The sequence below is a fragment of the Bacillus sp. FSL R7-0646 genome (assembly GCF_037969865.1).
Taxonomy (GTDB): domain Bacteria; phylum Bacillota; class Bacilli; order Bacillales; family Bacillaceae; genus Bacillus; species Bacillus licheniformis.
Genome location: NZ_CP150217.1, coordinates 880,743 through 903,924, shown reverse-complemented (window position 1 = coordinate 903,924; position 23,182 = coordinate 880,743). Strand labels below are relative to the sequence as shown.

At 46.9% G+C, this 23,182-nt stretch carries 26 protein-coding genes; 8 read left to right on the top strand and 18 right to left on the bottom strand.

What is annotated here, in order from left to right; translation table 11 throughout:
- Positions 1-11: 11 nt before the first annotated feature.
- The 8 genes from MKY62_RS04460 to fabL form a co-directional block, all read right to left on the bottom strand.
- Positions 12-1,610, bottom strand: a complete 1,599-nt coding sequence (locus tag MKY62_RS04460) for an ABC transporter substrate-binding protein (RefSeq protein WP_009329016.1) — start codon at positions 1,608-1,610, stop codon at positions 12-14.
- The gene (locus tag MKY62_RS04455) at positions 1,607-2,563 is read right to left on the bottom strand and encodes an ABC transporter ATP-binding protein (RefSeq protein WP_003179948.1); all 957 of its coding nucleotides are present in this window, start codon (positions 2,561-2,563) and stop codon (positions 1,607-1,609) included. Before MKY62_RS04455 ends, MKY62_RS04460 begins: the two co-directional genes overlap by 4 nt.
- Positions 2,560-3,540, bottom strand: coding sequence for an ABC transporter ATP-binding protein (locus tag MKY62_RS04450; RefSeq protein ID WP_003179945.1), 981 nt, complete (start codon positions 3,538-3,540; stop codon positions 2,560-2,562). The genes MKY62_RS04455 and MKY62_RS04450 overlap by 4 nt, the downstream gene beginning before the upstream one ends.
- A gap of 130 nt (positions 3,541-3,670) precedes the next feature.
- Positions 3,671-5,413 carry an ABC transporter ATP-binding protein gene (locus tag MKY62_RS04445; RefSeq protein ID WP_003179944.1) on the bottom strand — a complete coding sequence of 581 codons (1,743 nt, stop codon included), beginning with the start codon at positions 5,411-5,413 and terminating at the stop codon, positions 3,671-3,673.
- A 75-nt stretch (positions 5,414-5,488) separates the two neighbouring features.
- Positions 5,489-6,019, bottom strand: coding sequence for a DUF402 domain-containing protein (locus MKY62_RS04440; protein ID WP_003179942.1), 531 nt, complete (start codon positions 6,017-6,019; stop codon positions 5,489-5,491).
- 163 nt (positions 6,020-6,182) lie between these two features.
- Positions 6,183-6,428 carry a YgaB family protein gene (locus MKY62_RS04435; RefSeq protein WP_003179940.1) on the bottom strand — a complete coding sequence of 82 codons (246 nt, stop codon included), beginning with the start codon at positions 6,426-6,428 and terminating at the stop codon, positions 6,183-6,185.
- A 167-nt stretch (positions 6,429-6,595) separates the two neighbouring features.
- Complete coding sequence (locus MKY62_RS04430) at positions 6,596-6,760, bottom strand: gamma-type small acid-soluble spore protein (RefSeq protein ID WP_003179939.1); 165 nt, start codon at positions 6,758-6,760, stop codon at positions 6,596-6,598.
- Positions 6,761-6,828: 68 nt separating this feature from the next.
- Positions 6,829-7,581, bottom strand: a complete 753-nt coding sequence (gene fabL, locus MKY62_RS04425) for an enoyl-[acyl-carrier-protein] reductase FabL (protein WP_003179938.1) — start codon at positions 7,579-7,581, stop codon at positions 6,829-6,831.
- An 82-nt stretch (positions 7,582-7,663) separates the two neighbouring features.
- On the opposite strand from fabL, the gene MKY62_RS04420 reads away from it, so the two are divergent.
- Positions 7,664-7,888 (top strand): hypothetical protein, encoded by a 225-nt coding sequence (locus tag MKY62_RS04420; protein ID WP_003179936.1) that lies wholly within the window; start codon positions 7,664-7,666, stop codon positions 7,886-7,888.
- A gap of 25 nt (positions 7,889-7,913) precedes the next feature.
- On the opposite strand, the gene mutY is transcribed toward MKY62_RS04420, so the two are convergent.
- Entirely contained in the window at positions 7,914-8,999 is a 1,086-nt protein-coding gene (mutY, locus tag MKY62_RS04415; RefSeq protein ID WP_003179934.1) for an A/G-specific adenine glycosylase, read from the bottom strand.
- Positions 9,000-9,206: 207 nt separating this feature from the next.
- Here mutY and MKY62_RS04410 point away from each other — a divergent pair, with 207 nt between their 5' ends.
- Positions 9,207-10,190 (top strand): metal-dependent hydrolase, encoded by a 984-nt coding sequence (locus tag MKY62_RS04410; protein ID WP_003179931.1) that lies wholly within the window; start codon positions 9,207-9,209, stop codon positions 10,188-10,190.
- Here the strand turns inward: MKY62_RS04410 and MKY62_RS04405 are convergent.
- The 4 genes from MKY62_RS04405 to MKY62_RS04390 form a co-directional block, all read right to left on the bottom strand.
- Positions 10,187-12,772, bottom strand: a complete 2,586-nt coding sequence (locus MKY62_RS04405; RefSeq protein WP_009329017.1) for a YfhO family protein — start codon at positions 12,770-12,772, stop codon at positions 10,187-10,189. The two genes, MKY62_RS04410 and MKY62_RS04405, sit on opposite strands and share 4 nt — an antisense overlap.
- Positions 12,769-13,170 (bottom strand): GtrA family protein, encoded by a 402-nt coding sequence (locus MKY62_RS04400; protein WP_003179929.1) that lies wholly within the window; start codon positions 13,168-13,170, stop codon positions 12,769-12,771. Before MKY62_RS04400 ends, MKY62_RS04405 begins: the two co-directional genes overlap by 4 nt.
- On the bottom strand, positions 13,139-14,098 hold the full coding sequence (locus tag MKY62_RS04395) for a glycosyltransferase family 2 protein (RefSeq protein ID WP_009329019.1): 960 nt from the start codon (positions 14,096-14,098) through the stop codon (positions 13,139-13,141). The genes MKY62_RS04400 and MKY62_RS04395 overlap by 32 nt, the downstream gene beginning before the upstream one ends.
- Positions 14,099-14,802: 704 nt before the next feature.
- The gene (locus tag MKY62_RS04390) at positions 14,803-15,072 is read right to left on the bottom strand and encodes a YfhJ family protein (protein ID WP_003179927.1); all 270 of its coding nucleotides are present in this window, start codon (positions 15,070-15,072) and stop codon (positions 14,803-14,805) included.
- A gap of 131 nt (positions 15,073-15,203) precedes the next feature.
- Here MKY62_RS04390 and MKY62_RS04385 point away from each other — a divergent pair, with 131 nt between their 5' ends.
- Positions 15,204-15,353 carry a small, acid-soluble spore protein K gene (locus tag MKY62_RS04385; RefSeq protein WP_003179924.1) on the top strand — a complete coding sequence of 50 codons (150 nt, stop codon included), beginning with the start codon at positions 15,204-15,206 and terminating at the stop codon, positions 15,351-15,353.
- A 26-nt stretch (positions 15,354-15,379) separates the two neighbouring features.
- Positions 15,380-15,550, top strand: a complete 171-nt coding sequence (locus MKY62_RS04380; RefSeq protein ID WP_003179922.1) for a YpzG family protein — start codon at positions 15,380-15,382, stop codon at positions 15,548-15,550.
- A gap of 30 nt (positions 15,551-15,580) precedes the next feature.
- On the opposite strand, the gene MKY62_RS04375 is transcribed toward MKY62_RS04380, so the two are convergent.
- Both MKY62_RS04375 and recX read right to left on the bottom strand, forming a co-directional pair.
- Positions 15,581-15,895, bottom strand: a complete 315-nt coding sequence (locus tag MKY62_RS04375) for a YfhH family protein (RefSeq protein ID WP_003179919.1) — start codon at positions 15,893-15,895, stop codon at positions 15,581-15,583.
- A 4-nt stretch (positions 15,896-15,899) separates the two neighbouring features.
- Complete coding sequence (recX, locus tag MKY62_RS04370) at positions 15,900-16,691, bottom strand: recombination regulator RecX (protein WP_003179917.1); 792 nt, start codon at positions 16,689-16,691, stop codon at positions 15,900-15,902.
- A gap of 68 nt (positions 16,692-16,759) precedes the next feature.
- Here recX and MKY62_RS04365 point away from each other — a divergent pair, with 68 nt between their 5' ends.
- The 4 genes from MKY62_RS04365 (at position 16,760) to MKY62_RS04350 (ending at position 18,899) form a co-directional block, all read left to right on the top strand.
- Positions 16,760-17,659, top strand: coding sequence for a TIGR01777 family oxidoreductase (locus MKY62_RS04365; protein ID WP_011197673.1), 900 nt, complete (start codon positions 16,760-16,762; stop codon positions 17,657-17,659).
- Between the two features lie 266 nt (positions 17,660-17,925).
- A complete protein-coding gene (locus tag MKY62_RS04360) occupies positions 17,926-18,456 on the top strand; it encodes a GNAT family N-acetyltransferase (protein ID WP_003179913.1) in 531 nt (176 codons plus the stop codon).
- Between the two features lie 66 nt (positions 18,457-18,522).
- Complete coding sequence (locus tag MKY62_RS04355) at positions 18,523-18,636, top strand: YfhE family protein (RefSeq protein WP_003179911.1); 114 nt, start codon at positions 18,523-18,525, stop codon at positions 18,634-18,636.
- Positions 18,637-18,704: 68 nt separating this feature from the next.
- Positions 18,705-18,899, top strand: a complete 195-nt coding sequence (locus MKY62_RS04350; protein ID WP_003179908.1) for a YfhD family protein — start codon at positions 18,705-18,707, stop codon at positions 18,897-18,899.
- Between the two features lie 39 nt (positions 18,900-18,938).
- On the opposite strand, the gene MKY62_RS04345 is transcribed toward MKY62_RS04350, so the two are convergent.
- The 3 genes from MKY62_RS04345 to mprF all read right to left on the bottom strand — a co-directional run bounded on the left by MKY62_RS04345 (position 18,939) and on the right by mprF (position 23,180).
- Positions 18,939-19,517 (bottom strand): nitroreductase, encoded by a 579-nt coding sequence (locus tag MKY62_RS04345; protein WP_003179905.1) that lies wholly within the window; start codon positions 19,515-19,517, stop codon positions 18,939-18,941.
- Between the two features lie 99 nt (positions 19,518-19,616).
- The gene (locus MKY62_RS04340) at positions 19,617-20,513 is read right to left on the bottom strand and encodes a PhzF family phenazine biosynthesis isomerase (protein WP_003179904.1); all 897 of its coding nucleotides are present in this window, start codon (positions 20,511-20,513) and stop codon (positions 19,617-19,619) included.
- 114 nt (positions 20,514-20,627) lie between these two features.
- The gene (gene mprF, locus MKY62_RS04335) at positions 20,628-23,180 is read right to left on the bottom strand and encodes a bifunctional lysylphosphatidylglycerol flippase/synthetase MprF (RefSeq protein WP_003179900.1); all 2,553 of its coding nucleotides are present in this window, start codon (positions 23,178-23,180) and stop codon (positions 20,628-20,630) included.
- Positions 23,181-23,182 lie beyond the last annotated feature (2 nt).

The window sequence follows — 23,182 nt, the reverse complement described above, 5'->3', positions numbered from 1 at the left end:
GCTGTCACCACCTATTTAAACTCTACGCCGGACAATACTTCACTCCCTGTCGGGTGCGGAACATATCCGTCGATATCTTTTGAACCGGCCAAAATCGGCGTGGAATGGACAAGCGGAACCCAAGGCGATTCTTCATGGAGGAGCTCCTGCGCATCTTGATACAGTTTATTTCTTTTCTTTTGATCAGGGTCTGACTGCGCCTCGATTAAGATGTCATGAAGCTCATCATTGCTGAAGTACGTATAGTTGTTACCGCCGATATTATCTTTATCAAGCAGCGTATAAATGAAGTTGTCCGGATCTCCGTTGTCGCCGGTCCAGCCCATTAAAAACGCATCAGCTTCCCCTTTGCTCACCTTATCCAAGTACGTCGCCCAGTCGTAAGTGACGATTTCCGCTTTGACTCCGATTTTTTCAAAGCTTGATTGAATCACTTCGGCTATTTTCATACCGTCCGGCATATACGGCCGCGGTACCGGCATTGCCCAAAGCTTCATTTTAAACCCGTCCGGGTAGCCGGCTTCTTTTAAGAGTTCTTTTGCCTTTTTTAAATCATACGGATATTCCTTAACCTGGTCGTTGTACCCTTCGAGCGACGGAGGAAGCGGGTTTTTTGCAGATTCAGCGAGACCTCCGTAGAAGGAGTCGATAATCGCCTGTTTATCGACAGCATGGTTCAGCGCCTGGCGGACCAGCTTATTGTCAAATGGCTTTCTCGTCGTTGTCATTCCGAGATACCCGACGTTCATTGAAGGCCTTTCAAATATTTTCAGATTGGCGTCTGCTTTGATGCTTTCGATATCAGACGGATTGACGCCATCCATTAGGTCGATTTCGCCCGTCTTCAATGCATTTAAGCGGGCTGAGTTTTCAGGAATGGCTCTGAAAATGATCTTCTGCAATTTCGGTTTGCCTTGATCCCAATAGTCTTCATTTTTCTCAAGGACGATCCGGTCGTTCGGCTTCCATTCGACAAATTTGTAAGGGCCAGTGCCGACGGGGTGCTCCCTGAATTTTTCGCCGTATTTTTCAATGGCGGCAGGACTTGCAATCCCGAAAGAAGTCATGGCAAGGTTCTTTAAAAACGGCGCTTGCGGGCGTTTTAAAATGAACTGAATCTTATGGTCGTCGAGAACTTTTATGTCTTTGATGACGTGCCCCTCATCTTTCTTATAGCCTCCGAACATGCCGTAGTAAGGAAATTTTTCTTCATCCCCGTTCATCCACCGCTCAAAATTGTATTTGACGGCTTCTGCATTAAAATCCGTTCCATCATGGAATTTCACGCCTTTTCTCAGCTCCAATGTGTAGGTCAAACCGTCATCTGAAGCGTCCCATTTCACCGCGAGGCCTTCCTTCAGCGTTGTGTCTTGTTCCCCGTAATTCAGCAAGGTCTCAAACATATTGATCGTCACTTTAAACGCTTCGCCTTCTGTCGTTGTGATCGGATCAAGCGATGTCGAATCACCTCCTCTGCCGATGATCAGCGTATCTTTTCCGCCGTTCGTCCCTCCGTCGTTCTTTCCGCTTTCGTTACCGGAGCATCCCATTAAAAAAGCGGAAACAGACAGAATCATTCCCAAACAGATCAGCCAGCTTTTCTTTTTCATCGTACAGCCTCCTTATTGGTAAAATGGCATGCAGCATAATGCCCGTCCGCAGTCTCTTCAAGAAGCGGCTCCGCTTCAAGGCAGACGTCCGCCCGCTTCATGCATCGGCTGTAAAAAGGACAGCCCTTTTCACTCATGCGGGGCGCGGCAATATCCGGCGCCGTATGAACCGCCTCTCCTTTGCCGATGACGGGTACTGCCGCTAACAGTGTTTCTGTATAGGGGTGTTTCGGTTCTCTAAATAAAGAGTCGGCGTCCGCCATCTCGACAATCTTTCCGAAATACATCACGGCTACCCTGTCGCTGATATAGCGGACGACCCCGAGATCATGCGAAATAAACAGAAACGTTAAATTGAATGCCTCCTGCAGATCAGACAGCAGATTTAAGATCTGCGCCTGAACGGATACATCAAGCGCGGAAACAGGCTCATCGGCAATGATTAATTTCGGCTTTGTGATCAGCGCTTTTGCAATACCGATCCTTTGCCTCTGGCCGCCGCTGAATTGGTGTGCATATCGGTCGCCGTATGAAGCATCAAGACCGACAATTTCAAGCATCGAGCGAACGACTTCTCTCCTTTCCGCCTTCGTTCCGAGTTTATGAACGATCAGCGGTTCCTCCAAAATATCTTTTATTTTCATGCGCGGATTCAATGAAGCGTACGGATCTTGAAAAATCATTTGTATATGCCTTCTCATGTTGCGAAGCTGTTTTGCATCAAGGCCGGTCATCTCCCGCCCGAGAAACGTCACCTTTCCAGAAGTCGGTTCGGTCAGCCGCAGTATCGATTTTCCCAAGGTTGATTTTCCGCAGCCGGATTCCCCGACGATCCCTACGATTTCGCCTTTTTTGACTGACAGTGTAACATCATCGACCGCTTTGACGATTTTCTTGCGGGACACGCGGTAATACGTTTTCAGCTCTTGGACGTTCAGCAGTTCATGATTCATGTGAAAGCACCTTCCTCTTCGTAGAGAAAGCAGCTTACAGCATGGTCATCCGCCAGCCTGTTCAATCCAGGCTCCTCCTCTACGCAGCGTTCGCGTTTATGAGGGCACCTCGGCGCAAACATACAGCCTTTTTTTATCGACCCCGGTTTCGGCACCTGCCCCTCAATCGAAGACAGACGCTCGGATTTGCCTGTGAATGCCGGAATAGAGGCGAACAAGCCTTTTGTATAGGGGTGTTTCGGGCTGTCAAAAACAGCGGTGACACCGCCTTCTTCAACGATCCGCCCGGCATACATGATCATCACGCGTTCACATGTATTGTGAACGACGCCAAGGTCATGGGTAATAAGGAGAATGGCTGTGTTAAATTCGGCATTCATTTTTTTCAAAAGGGACAGAATCTGAGCCTGGATGGTGACGTCGAGAGCTGTTGTCGGTTCATCGGCAATCAGCAGTTTCGGTTCGCAAATTAATGCCATTGCGATCATGACCCGCTGCCTCATGCCTCCCGACAGTTCGTGGGGATATTGCTTCATCAGCTGGTCCGTCCTCGGCAGGCCGACGGTATCCAGCATTTGAACGGCTTTTCTTCTTGCTTCTTTTTTATGAATATTGGTATGGCTGGAGAGTGCTTCTGTTAGTTGATCGCCAATTGTAAAAAGGGGATTGAGGGAGGTCATCGGCTCTTGAAAAACCATCGCGATGTCATTGCCGCGCATCTGTCTCCATTCTTTTTCAGACTGCATGAGAAGGTCTTTGTTTTGAAACTTGATCCGGCCCGTCGTCCGGGTGTTTGCGTTCAGCCCCATTAAAGCCAAAGAGGTGACGCTTTTGCCGCAGCCGGACTCTCCGACGACTCCCATGATTTCTCCGGGATGGAGATCGAAAGAAACGCCTTGCACAATCGGGGTTTCGGACTTTTTCTTTTGAAACGAAATCGATAAATCCGATACTTCAAGCAATTTTTCTTTTGTCACTTATACACCTCCGGAGCTTGTATTTTTTAAATTGTATTTAAACGAGATAGGAAATATGTACGAAATTTGCGGGGAAAGAAAAAGCCTGACATCCGTTCAGCTTCAAACGAAAGTCAGGCTTTTTGCGGTTTTAGTTTAATTTTTGAATGGTGAATAAATGCTTATAGTGCCCGTCGCGGCTCATTAGTTCGTCATGTGTGCCGATTTCCGCGACACGTCCGTTTTCGATGACAACGATTTTGTCAGCGTGGGTAATCGTCGACAGTCTGTGAGCAACGATAAAGGTCGTCCGGTCTTTCGCGAGCTTTTCCATCGCTTCCTGGATATAGTGCTCGCTTTCAAGGTCAAGCGCTGACGTCGCTTCATCCAAAATTAAGAGCGGCGGGTTCTTCAGGAACACCCTGGCGATTGATATCCGCTGTTTTTGGCCTCCGGACAGCTTGACTCCCCTTTCTCCGACCTTTGTATCATAGCCTTGCGGCAGCTCCATAATAAAATCATGGGCATTCGCAGCTTTTGCCGCTTCAATGATGTCTTCCATCGAAGCTTCGGGATTCCCGATCGATATGTTTTCGCGTACCGATTCGCTGAATAAAAACGTATCCTGGAGAACCATGCCGATTTGGTTTCTAAGGCTTCGCGCCTCATAATCGCGCACATCGATGCCGTCGATCTCCAGGCTTCCGGCTGAGACATCGTAGAATCTCGGAATGAGGCTGACAAGCGTCGATTTGCCGCCTCCGCTCATCCCGACGAGCGCAACCGTTTCGCCCCGTTCGGCTTTCAAAGAAAGATCCTGCAAAATCATTTCCTCCGATTTTTCGTATTGAAAGGAAACGTTTTTAAATTCAACAATCCCTTTTAATCGCTCTGCTTTTACAGCATTGGGCTTATCTTTTAAATCATACGGTTCATCAATAAATTCAAACAGCCTGTCCATTGATGCGATCGACTGCGTCAATGTTGTCGAGGAATTGATCAGGCGGCGCAGCGGGTTGTAGAGGCGTTCGATATATCCGAAAAACGCCACCATCGTTCCTACAGTAAGGTTCCCGTGAATCACATGATAACCTGCAACCGTAATGATGATCAGCGGAGCGAGGTCTGTAACCGTATTGACGACGGCAAAGGTTTTGGCATTCCAGGCCGTATGGCGGATTGCTTTACCGAGAAAATTCCCGTTCTCGTGATCAAATTGCTTTTGTTCATAATCCTCGATCGCAAAACTCCTGATGACAGGCATTCCCTGAACCCTTTCATGAAGATGGCCCTGCACTTCGGCCAGCGCTTGGGAACGTTCTCTCGTCAGCTTTCTGAGCCTGCCGTAGAAGAATTTAACAGACAGTCCGTAAAGCGGAAACAGCACGATCGAAATAAGCGTCAGCTTCACGTCCATCGTCATCATAATGGCGATGGCGATAAAAATCGTCATCACGTCAAGCCATACATTCATCAATCCGATGATGACGAATTCCTTCGTCTGCTCGACATCATTGATGACCCTTGAAATAATTTCTCCTGCGCGGGTGTTCGCATAATACCTGAGGCTCAGCTTTTGTATATGCGCAAAAAGCTTGTCCCTGATATCATAAAGCACCTTGCTTGCCGTCCACTGCGCGAAATACTGACGGTAATATTCGACAGGCGGCCGAAGCACCAAAAAAATGGCGAACATAACCGCCATTACCATGAATAATGTGGATGTTTTTTCCTCAGCAGTCCCGCTCCCCTGGATGATGTCGTCCACGACGTATTTCAGCAGAAGCGGGATGACCAGCGGAATAGAAAATTTAATAATACCGATTAAAACCGTCAAAACGATTTTCCATTTATACGGCTTCACAAATTCCATGTACCTTCTGATTACCCCCACACGTCTTCCCCCCTCTATATCTTGATGTGTGAGTACACCGCAAAAAACCTGTTGGCCTCAACAGGTTTTTTAGGATTATTTTGTATAATGCAAATACCGTTCATACCAAATATCAATAAATTCAGATGCAAACGGGCCTTTTCTTTGGTGTATCCAATGCAGCAGCGTATTTAAGTGGTACCTTAAAATGCCGTCGATTTCCTTCGGATAATTCATCGCCTTTTTATGATCCGCGTACTCATCTTCATCAAGAATATGATACGTCATATCCGGGAAGACCTTTACATCTAAATCATAGTCGATGTATTTGATGGCTTCATCGTCCAAAGCAAACGGCGAGCTGATGTTGCAATAGTAATAAATCCCGTCTTCACGAAGCATGCCGATGACGTTAAACCACTGCTTTGCATGGAAATAACAAATGGCGGGCTCTCGCGTCACCCATGTCCGGCCGTCAGATTCCGTGACCATTGTCCGGTCATTGGCGCCGATGATGCACAATTCCGTTGCTTTTAAAATCGTTGTTTCGTTCCAAATCCGATGAATCTGCCCATTGTGCTTATAGCTATGAATTTGAATGGTTTCTCCTTCCTTGGGAAAGCCCATGTTTTCTCCCCTACTTTCTTTGCAAAAGCCTTACAAGTCAGTGTGTCACATCGCCTGTCCGACAGTTCTTTTATTTATTATAACGTTTGAAAATAAAAAATGAAAATAAAAGAGCCACTCCCGAACAGGAATGGCTCTTTTCTAAAAAACGATAAAGAGAGGCTCATGCCTCGATTCTTTGATAAGCCTGAATCACCTGCTCCGTCTGCTTTTGGAACAAATCCTGAATCTGAGCAAGATCTTTCCGCTTCTGGGATATATCTTCCCGGATCGATAAAAGCTGGGCTTTCTTTTCAAGGGCAGCCAGTTCTTTTTCAATTTTCTGGCATCTTTCAATCTCCGCTTGCAGATACAACAGCTTATCCATAATCTCCATCTGCCCCTGAACCAAATTTTCAAATTCCGGCATTCGGGATCCTCCATTCTATGCTCTACTCCATTTATTGCCTAAGTATCATTTCTCTATACATGCCGGATGTCCTTTGACTGATTCTGGCTAAGATTCGGAAGTTTTGTCGGAACAAAAAGAAAAAAGCACCTCATCCGATGGTGAAGTGCTTTTTCCTGTTTCAGTGATTAGCTGTTTTGCTGTTTTTTTTGCTCAGCTTGTTGGTTATTTTGTCTTACTTGCTGCGCGTCAGTTTCGCTGGCAAATTCAGTGCCGAACTGACCACCTTGTGCAGAAGCTTGGTTTTGTTGTCTTACTTTTTGTGCGTTTGTTTTGGATTGTTGGTTAGCCATTGTATATCACCTCCACGACCATTAGATTGTGCAGGAGGGTGATATCCTATTCATTGAACGCGAAAAATTTATACGAGCAGTGAACGGCCGCCGTCAATAATGATCGTCTGTCCGCGGATCATGTCCGCTTTCCCTGACGTTAAAAATTCCACCGCATCGACCATGTCGCTGATCTCTACCATGCGGCCGGCAGGCGTATTTTGCCGGGCATCTTCCAGAAGCTCTTCGCGGTTCGGAAAATGCTTCAGGGCGTCTGTATCAATCGCGCCTCCCGAAACCGCATTAACGATGATGTTTTTCTGCGCAAGCTCTACGGCAAGATATCTCGTCAATGATTCAAGCGCAGCTTTTGAAACGCCTACTGTCGTATAGTTTTCCAAATAACGGATTGAACCGAGCGAGCTGATGCTGACAATGTGGCCGCCTCCCGTTTTCTCCATCAGCTTTGCCGCTTCCTGCGCGCAGAATAGCAGAGCTTTCGCATTGATGTTCATCGTCCAGTCCCAATGGCTTTCCTCAAGCTCCATGACAGGGCGCAATACGCCGGATGCAGCATTGTTGACGAACACGTCCAGTCTGCCGAACGCCTCCTCGATTTGCTGAAACATATCTTTTATTTTCGCCGGCTGTCCGACATTCGCCTTGACGACCAATGCTTTGACACCGAGCTTTTCGATTTCTTCAGCCGTCTCAAGGGCCGCTTTTTTGCTTCTAGCATAGTTGATGACGATATTGTAGCCGTTTTCGGCAAACCTCAGCGCTGCTGCTTTGCCGACGCCGCGGCTGCTTCCTGTAATAAGGGCACATTTTCTTTGTTCCATCTGTCATTCATCTCCTAGTATAGTGATTGAAAATCTGATAAAAAATAGCTCATAACACGATCAAAAAGGAGGCATTCGCCTTATGTACGTAGGACGCGATATGAGCGAGCTCGACCACACGCCGAAAAACGAGTGGAAAGATGCGGAGCTTCTCTATTTTCACCGCGCCTTCCAGCAAATCATGCCATTTCTCAATGAAGAAGGGCATGCCGAGTACCTGGAGGTTGTGAAAGAAATTCAAGCAAGAGGCGGACTGTGCCGCCAGGAAGCCGATTATACGCACGGCACCACCATCCAGTACGACTAACGGGCAGCATGCACAGTCAAGCTGCCTATTTCATATACATATTCCATATTTTCTGATGCGAAACCGGGAAGGCGTATTCAGCAAGCTCTTCTTTCGTGACCTTTTTAAAGTATGAATCATCCGGTTGATCGAGAGTTTTCCCGAAAAAGACAGAAATGTTCCAGACAAGGTGTGTAAACACATGCTCTACGACTCCTTCGAGCGGACCGATTTCAGCTTCTATTCCGGCCTCTTCTTTCAAAAACGCCGCAAGCTGCTCGCGCTCGTACTTCAGGCCTTTCTGCGTTTCTGTGTTTGGGAATTCCCAAAGGTTTGCCAAAAGACCTGATGCCGGTCTTTTATGGATATAGATGTATCCTTCTTCATCAGTCAGGACGACAGCTGCAAGGGTTTTTACCGAAGGTTTTTTCTTTTTGCTTTTAACCGGAAGCTCTTTTTCACAGCCTTCTGCAAAAGCAGAACAGTGCTCTCGGACCGGGCAGAGAAGGCATGATGGCGATTTCGGCGTACAGATGACAGCGCCCAGCTCCATCAGCCCCTGGTTAAACTCGGACGGTTTTTCCTCAGAAATAAACGCTTCGACAATTTTTTCAAACAGGGTTTTGGTTTTAGGCTTTGCAATATCATCCCATACGGAAAGAATCCGTGACATGACCCGCATGACATTTCCGTCTACCGCGGGGACCGGCTGATTGTAGGCGATGCTCAGCACCGCGCCTCTTGTATAAGGGCCGACGCCTTTTAAGCTGCCGAATTCCTCTTTTGAAGGAGGGACCACACCCCCGTATCGTTCGTGAACTTCCCTGACAGCGCTCTGCAAGTTCCGAACCCTTGAATAGTATCCCAGTCCTTCCCAGGCTTTAAGCACTTTTTCTTCGTCGGCTTCAGCGAGCGCTTCCACGGTCGGAAACTTTTCGATAAAGTTGTTGAAGTAAGGAATCACCGTGTCCACTCTCGTCTGCTGAAGCATTACTTCCGACACCCACACCTTATAAGGGTCGCTGTCTGAGCGCCAAGGCAGATCCCGTTTTTCTTGCTCATACCAAGAAATTAAATCTTCTTGAAATTGTTTGATGTTTTTTTGCTCTAATTTCTTTTGCAGATCCATCATGAAACTTCTCCTTGCCTGTGCACGTCACATTTGCATACCGATCTTTTGTTACTTCGGCTTTTTGTTGTAAACTATATGCATATACGATAACATGTTACATTAAAAGTGAAGAAAGCAAAAGCGTTAAATATTTCAGGCAAGGTCCATCGTTCGTTCTGTTTTTGGAAAATAAAAATGATTTTCTAGCACCATTAGGGGAGGTCACCAATGGATACTGGCACACATGTTGTCATGGGCGTTGCACTCGGAGGCATCGCGACGCTTGATCCAGTTGTCGGAATGGACCCATCAATGGCTCAAGCCGTGATGATTGCGACAATCGCCGGATCTCAGGCTCCGGATATCGATACCGTTTTGAAATTGAAAAACAACGCTGTTTATATTAGGCACCACAGGGGATTCACCCACTCCATCCCCGCTGTTCTCGCCTGGTCGCTGATGATTCCGGGCATTCTCATGCTGTTTTATCCCGAAGCCAATCTGCTTCACCTGTGGCTTTGGACCCTTGCCGCGGTCGCGCTTCATGTGTTCGTGGATATTTTTAACGCATACGGGACACAGGCGGTCAGACCGTTTTCAAGGAAATGGGTAGCGCTCGGCTTGATTAATACATTTGATCCGTTTATTTTCGTCAGCCATCTCATAGCCATCGCCTTTTGGCTGGCAGGCGCGCATCAAGGCTATACATTTTTGGCTCTTTACATCGTCTTGGCCGGTTATTATCTGGTGAGGTATTTCATGCAGAGGAAAATCAAGCATGAGCTCCGTGAAAAAATCGATGATATTGAAGAAATCATTATTTCGCCTACGATGAAATTCAGGCAATGGCGAATCGCCGTCAAAGCAAAATCGGCTTTTTACGTCGGACGGAGCATGGATGGAAACGTCGTGATCGTCGACACATTCAACAGGGTGCCTTTACCGGATACGGATGTGATGAAAGCGGCGAAACAGGATAAGAACATTTCGGCGTTTCTTTCGTTCTCACCGGTTTACAAATGGGAGATCGATACGTATAAGGATCATTACGAAGTCCGCTTTATCGATCTGCGATACCGCAGCAAAGGACACTACCCTTTCGTGGCGATCGCACACATCGACAGGGACACGCTCGAATTAATCACCTCCTATACCGGATGGATTTTCAGCGAGGAAAAACTTCAAAAAAAATTAAAGCTTGGCTCTGTTTAAGAGCCAAGCTTTTTTCTCCTTCTGCTGTACCAGATTCCGATGATGAGGCTGATGACTGTAACCGCCAAGGTAGCTTTGAAGTACGGCGGGTAATAAACGAGACGGATGTTGTTCTTCCCTTTTTCGATGGGGATTCCAATAAACGCGTAATTTGCCTTTTGAACGGTTTGCGTTTTTCCGTTTACAGTGACTTCCCAGCCTTTTTCGTACGGAACCGGCAGCACCATGTAGCGGTCTCCGTTTTGATTGTCAAAGCTGATGGACACTTGATTGTTCCGCCAGTTCAAGTCGGCGGCCGGCGTTTTTTTGGCGGCGGCTTTTTTCAGCAATTGATAGTCTTCCTGGTGCAGCCTCAAATGGTCCAATTGATATTTCCCTTTTGGCAGCCTGATTGAAATTTTATCTGTTTTCGGCACCCTGATCGTTAAATCGTAAACACCTGTTTTGTAAATCGACTGGTTTGACTTTCTTGATGTTACATAATCATTGACCCGCAAGTTGAAGAACTGGTCTTTTGCAAGGCTTTTTAAATAAAATCCGACATAATAGTCGCCTTCTTTTGGAACCCCGCCTTCGGGAATGAGATCGATGCCTCCGTTTTCAGCGGTGACGTCGAGGAAGCCGTTATGATAGCTCGCCCCCTCGGTTTTCAGCTTCGTCTGCTTCATCAAATCAGGAACGCTCGGCGGCTGCTCTTTTCCGTTACCGCCATTCTCAAGCACGATTCCTTCAAGCATCGCATGCTCCCGCGCTAAAACTGGCGCATCTGCTAAAGCTTTTTCCGTAAACAACGTTCGCGCCGTCCGGATAAACGGCAAGGTGTATTTGTTTTTATAAACTGTGTAGTGCTCTGATTCATCCGTTTGAATAAACCCGTACGGAACATTGGCGGCATTGTCTTTTTCCGTCATGTAATACTTGCCGTACAGCAGACTGTACAAGTTGGCCCGGTCGCCCATCGATGCGTAGCGGCTGACGCTTTCCCTTCCCATATCGATTTGAAGGTCTTCCCAATAAAACAGAAGAAGATCGCGATTGAGAATGCTTGAGTAGGCGCTGAAGCCGTTAAAATCCTGCATCAGCGGAGTATTGTTGCGGACGCCGTTCATCCAGTCGATCCTTGTATAGGGGTCACCCTTATCGTCTTTTCGAATGTTGTTCAGGAGGCGGCGCTGTTCTTCGCCATTGTACTCATTGCTGGTCAAATAGCTTTTCGTGACGTTTTTAATGCCGCTTGACTCAGACAGAACATACTTTTGATACGTGTTCGCCACGAGGACGGACGATAATAAAATGCAGACGTGCAAAAAAAGCTGCGATTTCTTATATTGAAACCCCGCCGCCGTAAATATGGCGATTGTCAGGAACAGAAGCACAATAATGCTCCAATTTTGCATAAGTGATAAATCCAAGTCTTTCCGCCAAATGACCGCGATATAAACCAGAAGGACAAGCAGGATAGACCATATCATCTCTTTCCGCCTGATGTTTTTCAGTTCGGTCATTCCTGCGGCCGCCGCTCCCCCGATCGTAAAAGCGAGCAGGTATTCAAAGCGGTTCTGCGGAGCGGAGAAACCGTTGAATGCGCTTGCCGCAAGCGGGCTGTAATGCAGAAGCACAAGCAGCACACTGATTGAGGCAAACAGCCTGAACGTTTTATTTTTATAGAAGGAAAATGCGAACAAGAACAGCATAAAGACAGCCGGCAGCAAGACAATGCGGCTGGAAAACAGAATGTTGTCCGTCAGATCGTATACAGCGACAGCCTGGTCATACGGCGGCCGCAAATTGTTTAAAAAGCCGTAAACTGCAGGCACAAAGGAAATCGCGCTGATTCCGAAAGAAATCAGGCCTGAAGCGGCGAACATTCTGAATTGTTTCCACCTCGGCGCCTCCTTTTCCGGGTCAAGCCTGATCAGCCAGCGGAAGATGATATAGATCGCAATGAAAATCAAGTTGATATAGGCAAAGTAAAAGTTATTGATCAGCGTCAAAGAACAAGCGGTAATAAACAGTGCTGTCCGCTTTTCTCTGATGACTTTCTCAGCTCCGGCGACAAGCAGCGGCAGCCACAGCATGGCGTCGCTGAAAAATTCCCAGAACACCGTGTGCCTGAAATAGATTACCGATGTGCCATACAAAACCGCACCCGTAAAGGCGGCAAGCTTGTTTTTCACCATTCCGTTTAACGCATACGCTGCCGCTAAAATGATCAGGCTGAGCTTGATGACACTGATGAATACGGCGGCCTGCGCCCAAAACAAAGGATCCGCATCCCCGGCCAAATGCAAAAGCTGCATCAGAAAAACGGCCGCGAATGAAGCGATGAAGACAAAAGAAGTCGTGAAATAATAGCCGAGCTGGCTGTAGATGCCGCCCCCGAGACCGAAAGAATACGAATAAAAGAAGTTCCCTTGTTTGTATTGCTCAAAAAGAAACGACTTAAAAATGATCATTTGTGCAAGTCCGTCGCCGTTCCCCGTCATATAACGGTCATGCGCCCATTCATACAGAAAAAAAGAATGGGCGGCCACGGAAACTGCAATGCTTGCGATCACAAATAGAAAAACTGTTTTCTTCATACTCTTCCCCTGTCTTTTTTCAAAATCTTCCCTGTCACTAAAAATGTCAGAGGAACGGTTAAAAACATGGAGGCAAGCGGAGCTGCCTCACTGTTCATCTTGAAAAAATTCACAAACGTGTAGACGAACAAAGAAGATACCGTCAAATTAAAGAGCTGTGTCAGCGGAAATTGCAAAAACTTTGCCAGCGTCGGCTTGATTTTAAAAGTAAAATAGCAGTTCAGAAAAAAGGAAATCACAAGGCTGACGAAAAAAGCTGCAATATGCGAAACCATATAATTCAACTGAAGCAAAACATGCAGCAGCAAATAAACCGCATAGTAATTCAAAGTATTCACTACACCGACAACGGCAAAGCGAATAAATTCAGGATTCACGATTTTCATGAGTTTCTCCATGAGCGATGTTTGCCTCCTGTATCAAGTAATGAGGCCGCTTTTTCGTCTCATAATAAATGCGCCCGATGTATTCGCCGATAATTCCGAGGCTGAGAAGCTGAACGCCGCCGAGAAACAGGACGGCGGAAATAATCGTAAAATAGCCGGGAACAATCACACCGTATTTTAAGATCCTGATGAATGTGGCCGCGATATAAATAAGCGATAGAAAAAGGATAAAAATACCGGCGTAAAAACACATTCTCAGCGGTCTGTTGTTGAACGACACAATCCCGTCGATTCCATAGTTCAACAAGTGGCGGAACGACCACTTGGATTTTCCGTTTTTCCTTTCGACGTTCTCGTAATAAACAATCTTTTGGTCAAAACCGATCCAGCAAAACAGCCCTTTTGAGAACCTGTTGCCTTCGCTCAGCTTCAGCATCGCATTAACGGCTTTTCTGCTTAAAAGACGAAAATCGCCGACGCCGTCCCTTAAATCAACCTCTACCGCATTGTTGATAAAGCGGTAATAAAGGGATGACAAATAGGAGCGCACGGGGTTGTCTCCCTTTCTGTTGCGCTGGGCGACCACTTGATCATAGCCTTCCTCATACCCTTTAATAAAATCGTGCAGGAGGTATGTCGGGTGCTGCAAATCCGCATCCATCACCACAACAGCATCGCCGCGGGCATGCTGAAAACCGGCAAGGATGGCTGCCTCCTTGCCGAAATTCCGTGAAAACGAAATATATTTCACATGCTCGCTTTTTTCGGCTAGTTTTTTAATTTCCTCCAATGTTCGATCAGTGCTTCCATCATTTATGTAATAAATTTCATAATCATAATCAATGGATTGAAATTCGTTCCTTAACGATTCATAAATCAATTTAATATTGCTTGCTTCATTGTATGAAGGAATAATGATTGAAACGAATCCTTTCTTCACTTAAAGGCACCTCTTTTGGACATAATAAAATTGCATCCGGCATCCGCTTGGCAGGATACTTGCATCTAGCCGCTTCCCACACAACAAAAGGAAAACTGTGGGCACGCTGTACTATTTTCTACAAGATTATTTTGTCATTATATCAGACATCTATGAACAAGTGGTAAAAAAATGATATTCCTTTAGCTTCAATCAGGGCAACATAACAATTTTTCCTTTTGCGACATTTTTCACATAAGTTCAATCTTCCCCGAAACCAAAGCAGCCGCAAGAGAACTTGCATCAGGACTGATTGTTAGGGGCCAAACCCCGCCGCCGCAATCAAATCCGTTTCCTTGATATGTTCGGGCAAAAGGGAGCAAGTCTTTGTCATCGGGCGAAAACCGGATCTGGCTCCGCCGCCGGCCGTTTTCGCATGACAGCTTCACTTTCCCATTCCGCAAAACGGCAACATGTTTTCTGCCGCCCGAAGGAGAGCTTTTCTGCTCTTGCTCGGCTCTCTCTGCAAGCGGAGGAAAAAGCTTTCTTCTTTCACAGTTCGTTAACCGGACGATTTGACCTCGCGGCGCGAAAGCCGCTTCATTTTCTTTATATTTGCTGACGCGGAGCGCACCTGTTTTAGTGTGCCCTTACCGTCCTCATCCAGTAAGGCCAGTGCCAGGCGGCACAGTCAGACAATGCATCATTTCCTTCTAAAGCAATGCTTAATGAAGCAGCCCGCGGGCTCCGGAGAACAGATCCTGGTAAGAAGGCTTGTCATTTTGAAATAAATGCAACTGGCTGCCGTAGTGCTCAATCCACTCTTTGACGACTCGCTCTGTCAGCTCTTTTCCTCTGTACGGGTGGCCGGCCTTTGCAAATGTCGCCTCGAAATCGCCCCACAGCAGTTCAACCCATGTTCTGGCTTGTGCGTAGCTCAGCATATGATTTTTTTCAAGAAGCGCATTTGTCAGTTTTTCAAAGTACTCTTCCACTTGGCTTTTCCCCCTTTCCCTAAGGAAAAAACTTTCTTTTTGAAAACGTCGTCCTTTTCATATACTAACCTTACGTCTTCCGAACCGAAGACGCAAATATTATGGACTTGATTGGAGGAGCCTAAAAAGAGATGCGAAATAAATCAAGAGGCTTTCCGAACATGAACAACAATAAATTTGAAGGCGAGCCCCGGGCCAAAGATGATTTTGCTTCAAAGCGCCCTGACGGAAGCACAAATACTCATCCTCAAGAAAGAATGAGGGCTTCCGGCAAACGCTAAACTTTTCTGGGATGGAGTGATTTCTGTTGTGTGCAAATCGCAAACCGTATACAAACGATTTTAACCAGATGAAAACGCAAAACTATCCGCAGCCATGGGCAAACACAAAGCATGCGCGCGCACAGGTGAACGGAGAAACGCAGCAGACTCAGGACCTCATCATTCTCCAGCGCAACACGCGCATCCGGACAAGATAGCAGTTATGAAAAGGGTTTAGGCTTTTTGTCTTAGCCCTTTTCTTTTAATAAAGAAATTGGCAGAGCCTCTTCATGATCCGGTGACGAAAGACGGTATCCCCAGGCGAATACGCCGTTTAAATAGCGGATATGGAAATCGTCGCCCCCATCTTCGATTTCGTATACGTTGCCGGCTTTAAAATCGGCCGGATCAAGAAGGTAGGCTTTCGCCATCGCGATTTTCCGTTCGTGAACGGCCAGTTCATTCACAATCCCCATTTGTTCTGCTTTTCTTGCCTTTTCGGTCAGACCCGCAATTTCCTGGTGCAGTTCGTGTGCAGTCATTTCACTGTATCTTTTCTCCATCTTCTCATCCCTTTTCATCTAAAAATTGGTCAATCAAGTCAATTGAAAATCCTTTTCTAAACAGATACTGTTTGACCTTCATTTTCGTTTCGTATGATCCGTCATAACCGTACCTCTTCATTGCTTTTTCTCCTTGCTTCTCAAGCGCTTCTCTCTCAGCGCCATCGTCGTTTTCGTAATCGGTTTCCTGAAGCGCGGCCGAAATGACATCGAAGGAGAAACCCTTTCTGACAAGGTGCTGTTCGATGGCCTGCTTCGTCTCTTTGGAGGACAGCTTTTTTTCTTTTTTCAGTACTTTTTCCGCATGCTTGACCGCGGCCTCGACCTGATCGGAAAACGAAAACGAACTGAGCGCTTCATGAATCAGTTCATCATCGATCCCTTTCAATTTAAGCTCTCTGAATAAGACATCAGGGCCTTTGCCGCTCGTTTTTCTGTGGGTGCTGACATATGCAGCCGCAAATTCGCGGTCGTCCAAATATTTATAACCTTTAAGCATATGCAGAATTTCTGTGATCGCGGAGTCTGCGACGCCTTTTTTCTTAAGATGGTCTTGAACTTCCTTTGTCGAGCGCATCCGGTATGACAAATAATCGAGCGCTTTTTTGAACCCTTTTTTAACGTCGTCTCCGTATTGAATCTCAATGATATCAAGCTCATCAAGCTCTTTGCCTTTTCGCAGGTCAAACTTGACGAGCACGTCCAGGTCGACGCTGAACGCATATTTTTCATCCAGAAAAATATTGACCCGCTCTTCATTGTTTTTCTGGGCAGAAATCTTTGTAATATATGGCATAAATAACTCCCTTCTTTTGTTTTCTTCTTTTACAATAAGGTTAATGATCATGAAAGGGAGGAATCATGATGAAGATTGCGATTGCCGGGGGGACAGGTTTTATCGGCAGACATTTGACAAACGCCTTAACCGCCCGGGGACATCACGTCTATATTTTAACAAGAAAACCGGCCGAAACCGAACAAAAAAACACTTCTTTCGTTCTCTGGCAAAAAAACGGCGCCCGTCCTGAAAAAGATCTGACCGATATCGATGTTTGGATCAATTTAGCCGGAAAATCGCTTTTCGGCCGTTGGAATGAAAAAACGAAGGCGGAGATCGCGACAAGCCGCCTCCGCTCTGTGGAGGAGTCGGCCCGCATCATACAAAGTCTTCAGAAGAAGCCGAACACCCTCATTCAGGCGAGCGCAGTCGGAATTTACGGAACCAGTCTTGAACAGACATTCACGGAGGAATCTCCAGTTTCGGCTGAGGATTTTTTAAGCAGAACGACAGCTTTGTGGGAACAGGCAGCCGAACCAATCGAAGCGCTTGGCATCCGCACCGTCTGGATGCGTTTTGGCCTTGTGCTTGGAAAAGACGGAGGCGCGCTCCCGAAAATGGCGCTCCCCTATCAATTGTTTGCAGGCGGACGCATCGGCTCGGGGCGGCAATGGGTGCCATGGATTCATATCGAAGACGCCGTCGGCATGATTTTATCTGCGATTGAACAGACGCTGATGTCCGGCCCCGTCAATGTCACGGCACCGAATCCCGTTCAGATGGATACATTCGGGCAAACCGTCGCGAAAGTAGAAAAACGCCCACACTGGCTCCCGGTTCCCGAATTTGCGATAAAAGGCGTACTTGGAGAAATGAGCATGCTCGTGCTGAAAGGACAGCGCGTCCTCCCGAAAAAAGCGCTTCAGAACGGCTATCATTTCTTATATCCCGATCTGGAAGATGCCCTGCACAACCTTCTGGCATAAAAGGCGTTTTCCGGCAAAATCCTTGTAGCTTTTCCTTTCCCAGCTGCGTAAAATGTAAGTATCTTTTTAGCAGCATACACGTACAGGGAAGGCAAATGGTGCGCCACCAGATCTCTGGTTTTAGTGGGTTCGATTCCCACCCCGAATTTTTTAATGGATGTGCAAGATACGCGGACAACTGCTTCCGCTAATTAAAAAATTCCGAGGGTGGATTCACGCGTCCCGTTCTGCTGTAAAAGCCGCCCTCAAACTAAGGAGGGGCTGCCATGCTGAAGAAACGGGAACTGACCGACTGCTATGCACTTTTTGAACTGATGATTCATCCGGATGTCTTCCCTTTTGTCAGAAATAAAGCGGAGACGATTGAAGAGTATATGTTTCATGTCAAAAACATGATTGAAGAGGAAGAACAGGGAAAGCTGATATCGCGAACAATACTTGATGAATGGGAAAACCCGATCGGCTGCATCAGCTTGTATGAAATCGAAGAGCAAAAAGGCTTCCTCGGCACATGGCTCGGCAAGCCTTACCATGGAAAAGGCTATAACCAGCGGGCGAAAGACGCGTTTTTTTGCGAGCTTTTTTATGAAAAGCAAATTGAAGCCGTTTTTATGAAAATCAGAAAAACAAATATGCGCTCCCTCAAAGCCGCGGAAAAGCTCCCATATGCCGTCAAGACTGATCTTGACTGGGCCGGCAGCGATACATTTCACCTGTATGAAATCCCGAAAGATTTGTACACGCTGTACAGCATGAGAACATTCGAGGAGGAAAACAGCCGGTTAAAAGAAGCTTAAAACTTGTATAAATGCCGCGGAAACGGACAGCCTGTGAATAACTTAGGTTTTTAGGAGGCTTAAAAGATGGCTGACAAGAAAAAACGCGAACGTTTTAAATCCACTCTGAACAAGACGCAGGAAGTCAGATATTCGCGCGAATTTAAAATGGCAGAGCGCGCCGCAAGGGAAAAATCGTAATGCATAGCGGGAGCCTGATCAGCGAACAATAAGGCTTGACCGGCCGATTATTGATGAGGAGTGATCATATGGGCAGAAATGCAATCCACAAAAACCGGGATAAAAACAAGCAAAAACTCCCTCAAGTTCCTGATCAGTATAAGCGAGAAGCTGACGGAGTGTATGAGGAATATTCAGCAGAACTCGCCGATCAGGATGACCGCGAAGCACAAGCCCGCATGCAGGCAGCTGATAAGCGCGCGAAAAAGCGGCAGTCAAAATAATAATCGAGGCCCGGGATTCGACGTTCCGGGCCTCATTCTTTAAGTTAATTCGGTAAAAAGCTGTGCGGCCGGCGTCCTGTGCTTCGCTTCAGGAATTTCCGCAGGATATCCGATCTGCAAGAGAGCTGCTACCTGCTCATCGCGCTTCAGTCCCATTAACCTGTGCAGTGTTTCATGAGAGAGAACTTCCCCGCTTTTCCATACCATGCCGATGCCTTTTTCCCAAGCGAGCAGCTGCAGATTTTGGATTAAACAGCTGACGGCTGCAAAATCATCCCGTCTGACCCGTTCGTTTTCGTCTTCTTTCATAATAACGAAGAGAAAAGCCGGAACGCTGAGAATATGCTCCCTGAACTTATTGATTTGTTCTTCCTGCATATTCGGCTTGAGCTCTTTAAACGCCGCTTTTAAATTGTCGGCATGCTTCTTTTTCCCGTTTTCCGTCCCGATATAAATGAATCGCCACGGTTCTGTCAGCTTGTGGTTCGGAGCATAAATCGCATCTTCCAAGAGTTCCAGCACCACTTCCTTCGGCACCGGATCCTGTTTAAACTTTCGAATCGTTCTTCTATTTCTGACGCAATCGCGAATACTTTGGATTTCTAGCGTGTCGTTCATGTGGCCGCCCCCTTAATGAAAATGATTATCATTGTTGATTATAATGTTAACTGCTGGCGTTTGCAATGATCTCCACTCGCTAAAAAAGGCGGTGTTTGTTTACACTTCAAAGCTTTGCTTTTCAGCAAATACAGCGGTTCCTGTCATGCGCACTTTCATGATGCCGTTTTGTTCCGCAACTTCGATTTTCACTTTTCCGTCTTTCCCCATTTCCTGGCCCTGTTCGATCTGAAAATCAGTCTGGCCCTCTTCACAGAATTCCTTTCCGAACGTTTTCATATAAGCGCCCATCACTCCTGATGCCGTTCCTGTGACAGGATCTTCGCTCGTTCCGGAATAAGGCGATGAAAAATGCCTGCCGTGAAGCTGGCAATCCCGATGGATCGTCTCCAGGCAAAACGGGTGGACAGATGCTCGCGGCATCTCGGTTAAAACGTTCGGAAATTCAGCTTGAACGGGCTTCATCCTGCGGATTGCGGCCAAATCTCTCACCGGCACAAGCAATGTCCATATACCTGTGCTTCCATAAACAACGGGCAATGCTTCATGAAAGTCCGCTTCGCTGATCCCCAGCGCTTCCGCCAATTGGCTTCTGCTTCCTGTGAAAGACTGAAAACACGGGGGCGCCTGCTCCAGCGTCACCAAAAAACGCCGATTGCCGTCTGAGGCGGTATACACAGAAAGGACGCCCGCTTTTGTTTCGACCTTCAGCTCCGCGCCAGCTTCAATCGCGCCTTTTTCCAAAAGCGCATAAAGAGAAGCAACAGTCGCATGTCCGCATAAATTCATTTCATGGCCCGGCGTAAAGTAGCGGATCCTTATGTCGGCCGACTCGCTCGGCAGCAGGAAAGCCGTTTCATTATAGCCTGCCTGTTCAGCGATCTTCTGCATCTCCCAATCGGTCAACCCGTCTGCTTCAAGCACGATGCCCGCCGGATTTCCTTGACCCGCAGTCTTTGAAAATGCGTCATATCTTAATACTTCAATTGGCTTCATTTTGATCCCCCATTTGTCGATTCGATCCTTCCCTTCCAATCATTTGCAGTATACCGCCTTTTGAGTGCTTCTTACAATGGCAATATAAAAAAAAGGCCGTTTTAATAAACGGCCTCATTTCGTTCTCCTTCCGATCAGCCTTGTCACAAGGATCATCGTTACCGGGAGAGATCGGTTTTTCCGATAGGCTAAATATTTCCCCCGCCAAACCGGCTTATATTTTTCTTTAAAAGACCGCAGTCCGCTGAAACTGTACATGTAGCTGACATTGTTGAAAATCACGGCGGCCAGCCGCTCCGTCCAGAATGACTGAAACGTTGTCCCTACATTCGATAAAGGGGCCATTCCCATATTGAAGGCCGTGTAGCCCTGTTCTTTTCCCCATTGAAATAAATAGATGAACAGCGCATCCATGATTCCTTTCGGCGCCTTTTTCGAATAGCGCATCAGATCGATGGATATTTCCCCTTCGCGGTACATCGGCATGATATTCATAAACGCGACGATCTCGCCTTCTTCGCTTTTTAAAACGGCAATTGGCGCCTTTTGCAAATAATCTTCTTGAAAAAACCCGAGCGAAAAGCCTTTTTCTTTTTTGCGGCCGAGCCATTCATCAGACACCTGCCTCAGCTCGTTGAGGAATTCTCTCGAAAACGGCGGCTGTTCGACATGGAACGTATACCCTTCCCGTTCAAAACGGTTGTAGATCGCCCTTAGTCCGGCCCGCTTTTTTCCGCTGATTGTAAAGGTGTCAAGGTCGACAATCGCCTCTTCTCCAAGCTTGAAAAAGCGGTATCCGAAGTCATGATAGAGCGCCATGTCTTCGCGTTCGATCTGATAGAAAATGACAAGATACCCTTTTTGGTCAGCCGCATGAAGGAATTCTTTGATCACGAGCGGAAACGAGTCTTCCCGGCCGGACGGGTCGCCGAGCACAACGAGGCGCTGGCCGACTTTGGCGAATTGAATCAGCGCATTCCCGTCGCTTGAATAAAAAAACCGCTTGTCCCCTAAAAAGCCTAAATGGCTCAAAGCGTTGCCGCCTTTTTCTTCTAAGAATGCCTCCAGTTTCTCCGGATCAGGCTCTTCACCGATCTCTTTCGTTTTCCTGTTAAACGCCCAGATGAAAACAGCGAAATACAGCGGAACGAAAAATAACGCAAAAAACGTCGCGAAGTCGACATGGCGTTCACTGTGAATGAAATAATCTTTCACAAGAAGATGGCCGAGCGCCTCCCAAATGTGTGAAGCGATAATATTGTAATTCAATAAAGTAAAGAGGAAGATAAAAGCTCCCCATGCGATTTGCCCGAATGTGTAGACAGCCCGCTCCCTTGTAAACTGCCCCCTCAGCAATACAAACAGGGCAAACACCACAGGAATCATGAAGACGGCGCTAATATTAAAGCCTTTAAAAAGCGTGAACAGAAAGGCAAGCGCCAAAGCGGTCAGCGTCATATAATAAGATCTCTTTGTCCTCCGATAAAGTTCAAGCGGCAGAATCAGCAAAATCAAGCCGAAACTGAGGGACAAACCGTTAAAAAACACCAGCATGAACTTCGAAATATTCGGTATCAATGTAATCCTGTCAATCGGCAGCGCCACAGATGCGATCACAATCGCTCCGCTGCAAAATGCGATGACTGAAAGCGAACCGTTCAGCAGTCTGAATAGGAGCGCTCTGTGTAAAATCAACAGAATATTGGTCGTTTCTATTGCCGGGGCAATAATCGGTTTTTCTTCGAGCCTCTTCATCGTATTTCCAGTCAAATCGGCTGCTGCAAAAATAAGACCGAACACAAAAGGGATAAACGAATAGGCGATCCGGTAGAGCACAATCGCCGTCAGAGTGATTTCCTGATCAACCCCCAGCTGGCTCATTCCGACCAAAAAAAGCAGGTCGAACGAACCGAATCCGCCGGGAACGAGACTGATCATTCCGGCCACCGAAGCAATCGTAAAAACGCCGATGACGGTTTTTAAGTCCAATTCGACGCCCATCGTTGCAAGGGAATAATACATGACCGCTGCTGCGGCAACCCACTCGATCACCGATGCACCCAGATAAGAAAAGAAGACCGAAAGCCGCATGCCCTTTTCGGCTCCTCTGCTTCTCTTCTTTTTGATCATTAAAATGACGGCCGCACCGGGAGCGATCATCGCCGTACCGGCAACAGCCAGCAGCACCCACGTTTTTTCTGTAAACAGATCCCCGGCAGGCAGAATTCCGGCAAGGACGAGAAGGCTGAGGACAGACAGCCCGAGAAGAACCGAAGACGCAAGCCAAGCGATCCCCCTGATCAGCTTCTTCACATCATCAACATGCTCTTTGTAAAGGATCGTTCTCAATCCTGCACCGGACAATCCGCCGAACCCGAGAACATTGTTAAGTGAGTTGGCGATCCATGATACTTTGATCGTTTTCCATTTCGAAACCTTCATTCCGAGGGAGCGGACCAGAACAAAATCGTATAATGTCATCGCCAAAATGGCGGCAAGTCCGAGAAAAACAAGGATGAATAGGTCAATCCGATTAATTTGATCGATAATCAAAAATGTTTCTTTAAAAGACAGCCCGGCCAGTTCTTTTTTCGCTTGAAAAAAGACAAACAAAAGAACAGCCGCCGGAATCACGATCCTTAAAATCGCCAGCGCATTTTTTTTCATGA

Excerpts from the sequence above, each read along its gene's own strand:
- MKY62_RS04460 (WP_009329016.1), bottom strand. The coding sequence starts at position 1,610 with ATGAAAAAGAAAAGCTGGCTGATCTGTTTGGGAATGATTCTGTCTGTT.
- MKY62_RS04455 (WP_003179948.1), bottom strand. The coding sequence starts at position 2,563 with ATGAATCATGAACTGCTGAACGTCCAAGAGCTGAAAACGTATTACCGC.
- MKY62_RS04440 (WP_003179942.1), bottom strand. The coding sequence starts at position 6,019 with ATGGGCTTTCCCAAGGAAGGAGAAACCATTCAAATTCATAGCTATAAG.
- MKY62_RS04435 (WP_003179940.1), bottom strand. The coding sequence starts at position 6,428 with ATGCCGGAATTTGAAAATTTGGTTCAGGGGCAGATGGAGATTATGGAT.
- MKY62_RS04430 (WP_003179939.1), bottom strand. The coding sequence starts at position 6,760 with ATGGCTAACCAACAATCCAAAACAAACGCACAAAAAGTAAGACAACAA.
- fabL (WP_003179938.1), bottom strand. The coding sequence starts at position 7,581 with ATGGAACAAAGAAAATGTGCCCTTATTACAGGAAGCAGCCGCGGCGTC.
- MKY62_RS04420 (WP_003179936.1), top strand. The coding sequence starts at position 7,664 with ATGTACGTAGGACGCGATATGAGCGAGCTCGACCACACGCCGAAAAAC.
- mutY (WP_003179934.1), bottom strand. The coding sequence starts at position 8,999 with ATGATGGATCTGCAAAAGAAATTAGAGCAAAAAAACATCAAACAATTT.
- MKY62_RS04410 (WP_003179931.1), top strand. The coding sequence starts at position 9,207 with ATGGATACTGGCACACATGTTGTCATGGGCGTTGCACTCGGAGGCATC.
- MKY62_RS04405 (WP_009329017.1), bottom strand. The coding sequence starts at position 12,772 with ATGAAGAAAACAGTTTTTCTATTTGTGATCGCAAGCATTGCAGTTTCC.
- MKY62_RS04400 (WP_003179929.1), bottom strand. The coding sequence starts at position 13,170 with ATGGAGAAACTCATGAAAATCGTGAATCCTGAATTTATTCGCTTTGCC.
- MKY62_RS04385 (WP_003179924.1), top strand. The coding sequence starts at position 15,204 with ATGCGAAATAAATCAAGAGGCTTTCCGAACATGAACAACAATAAATTT.
- MKY62_RS04375 (WP_003179919.1), bottom strand. The coding sequence starts at position 15,895 with ATGGAGAAAAGATACAGTGAAATGACTGCACACGAACTGCACCAGGAA.
- recX (WP_003179917.1), bottom strand. The coding sequence starts at position 16,691 with ATGCCATATATTACAAAGATTTCTGCCCAGAAAAACAATGAAGAGCGG.
- MKY62_RS04365 (WP_011197673.1), top strand. The coding sequence starts at position 16,760 with ATGAAGATTGCGATTGCCGGGGGGACAGGTTTTATCGGCAGACATTTG.
- MKY62_RS04360 (WP_003179913.1), top strand. The coding sequence starts at position 17,926 with ATGCTGAAGAAACGGGAACTGACCGACTGCTATGCACTTTTTGAACTG.
- MKY62_RS04355 (WP_003179911.1), top strand. The coding sequence starts at position 18,523 with ATGGCTGACAAGAAAAAACGCGAACGTTTTAAATCCACTCTGAACAAG.
- MKY62_RS04350 (WP_003179908.1), top strand. The coding sequence starts at position 18,705 with ATGGGCAGAAATGCAATCCACAAAAACCGGGATAAAAACAAGCAAAAA.
- MKY62_RS04345 (WP_003179905.1), bottom strand. The coding sequence starts at position 19,517 with ATGAACGACACGCTAGAAATCCAAAGTATTCGCGATTGCGTCAGAAAT.
- MKY62_RS04340 (WP_003179904.1), bottom strand. The coding sequence starts at position 20,513 with ATGAAGCCAATTGAAGTATTAAGATATGACGCATTTTCAAAGACTGCG.
- mprF (WP_003179900.1), bottom strand. The coding sequence starts at position 23,180 with ATGAAAAAAAATGCGCTGGCGATTTTAAGGATCGTGATTCCGGCGGCT.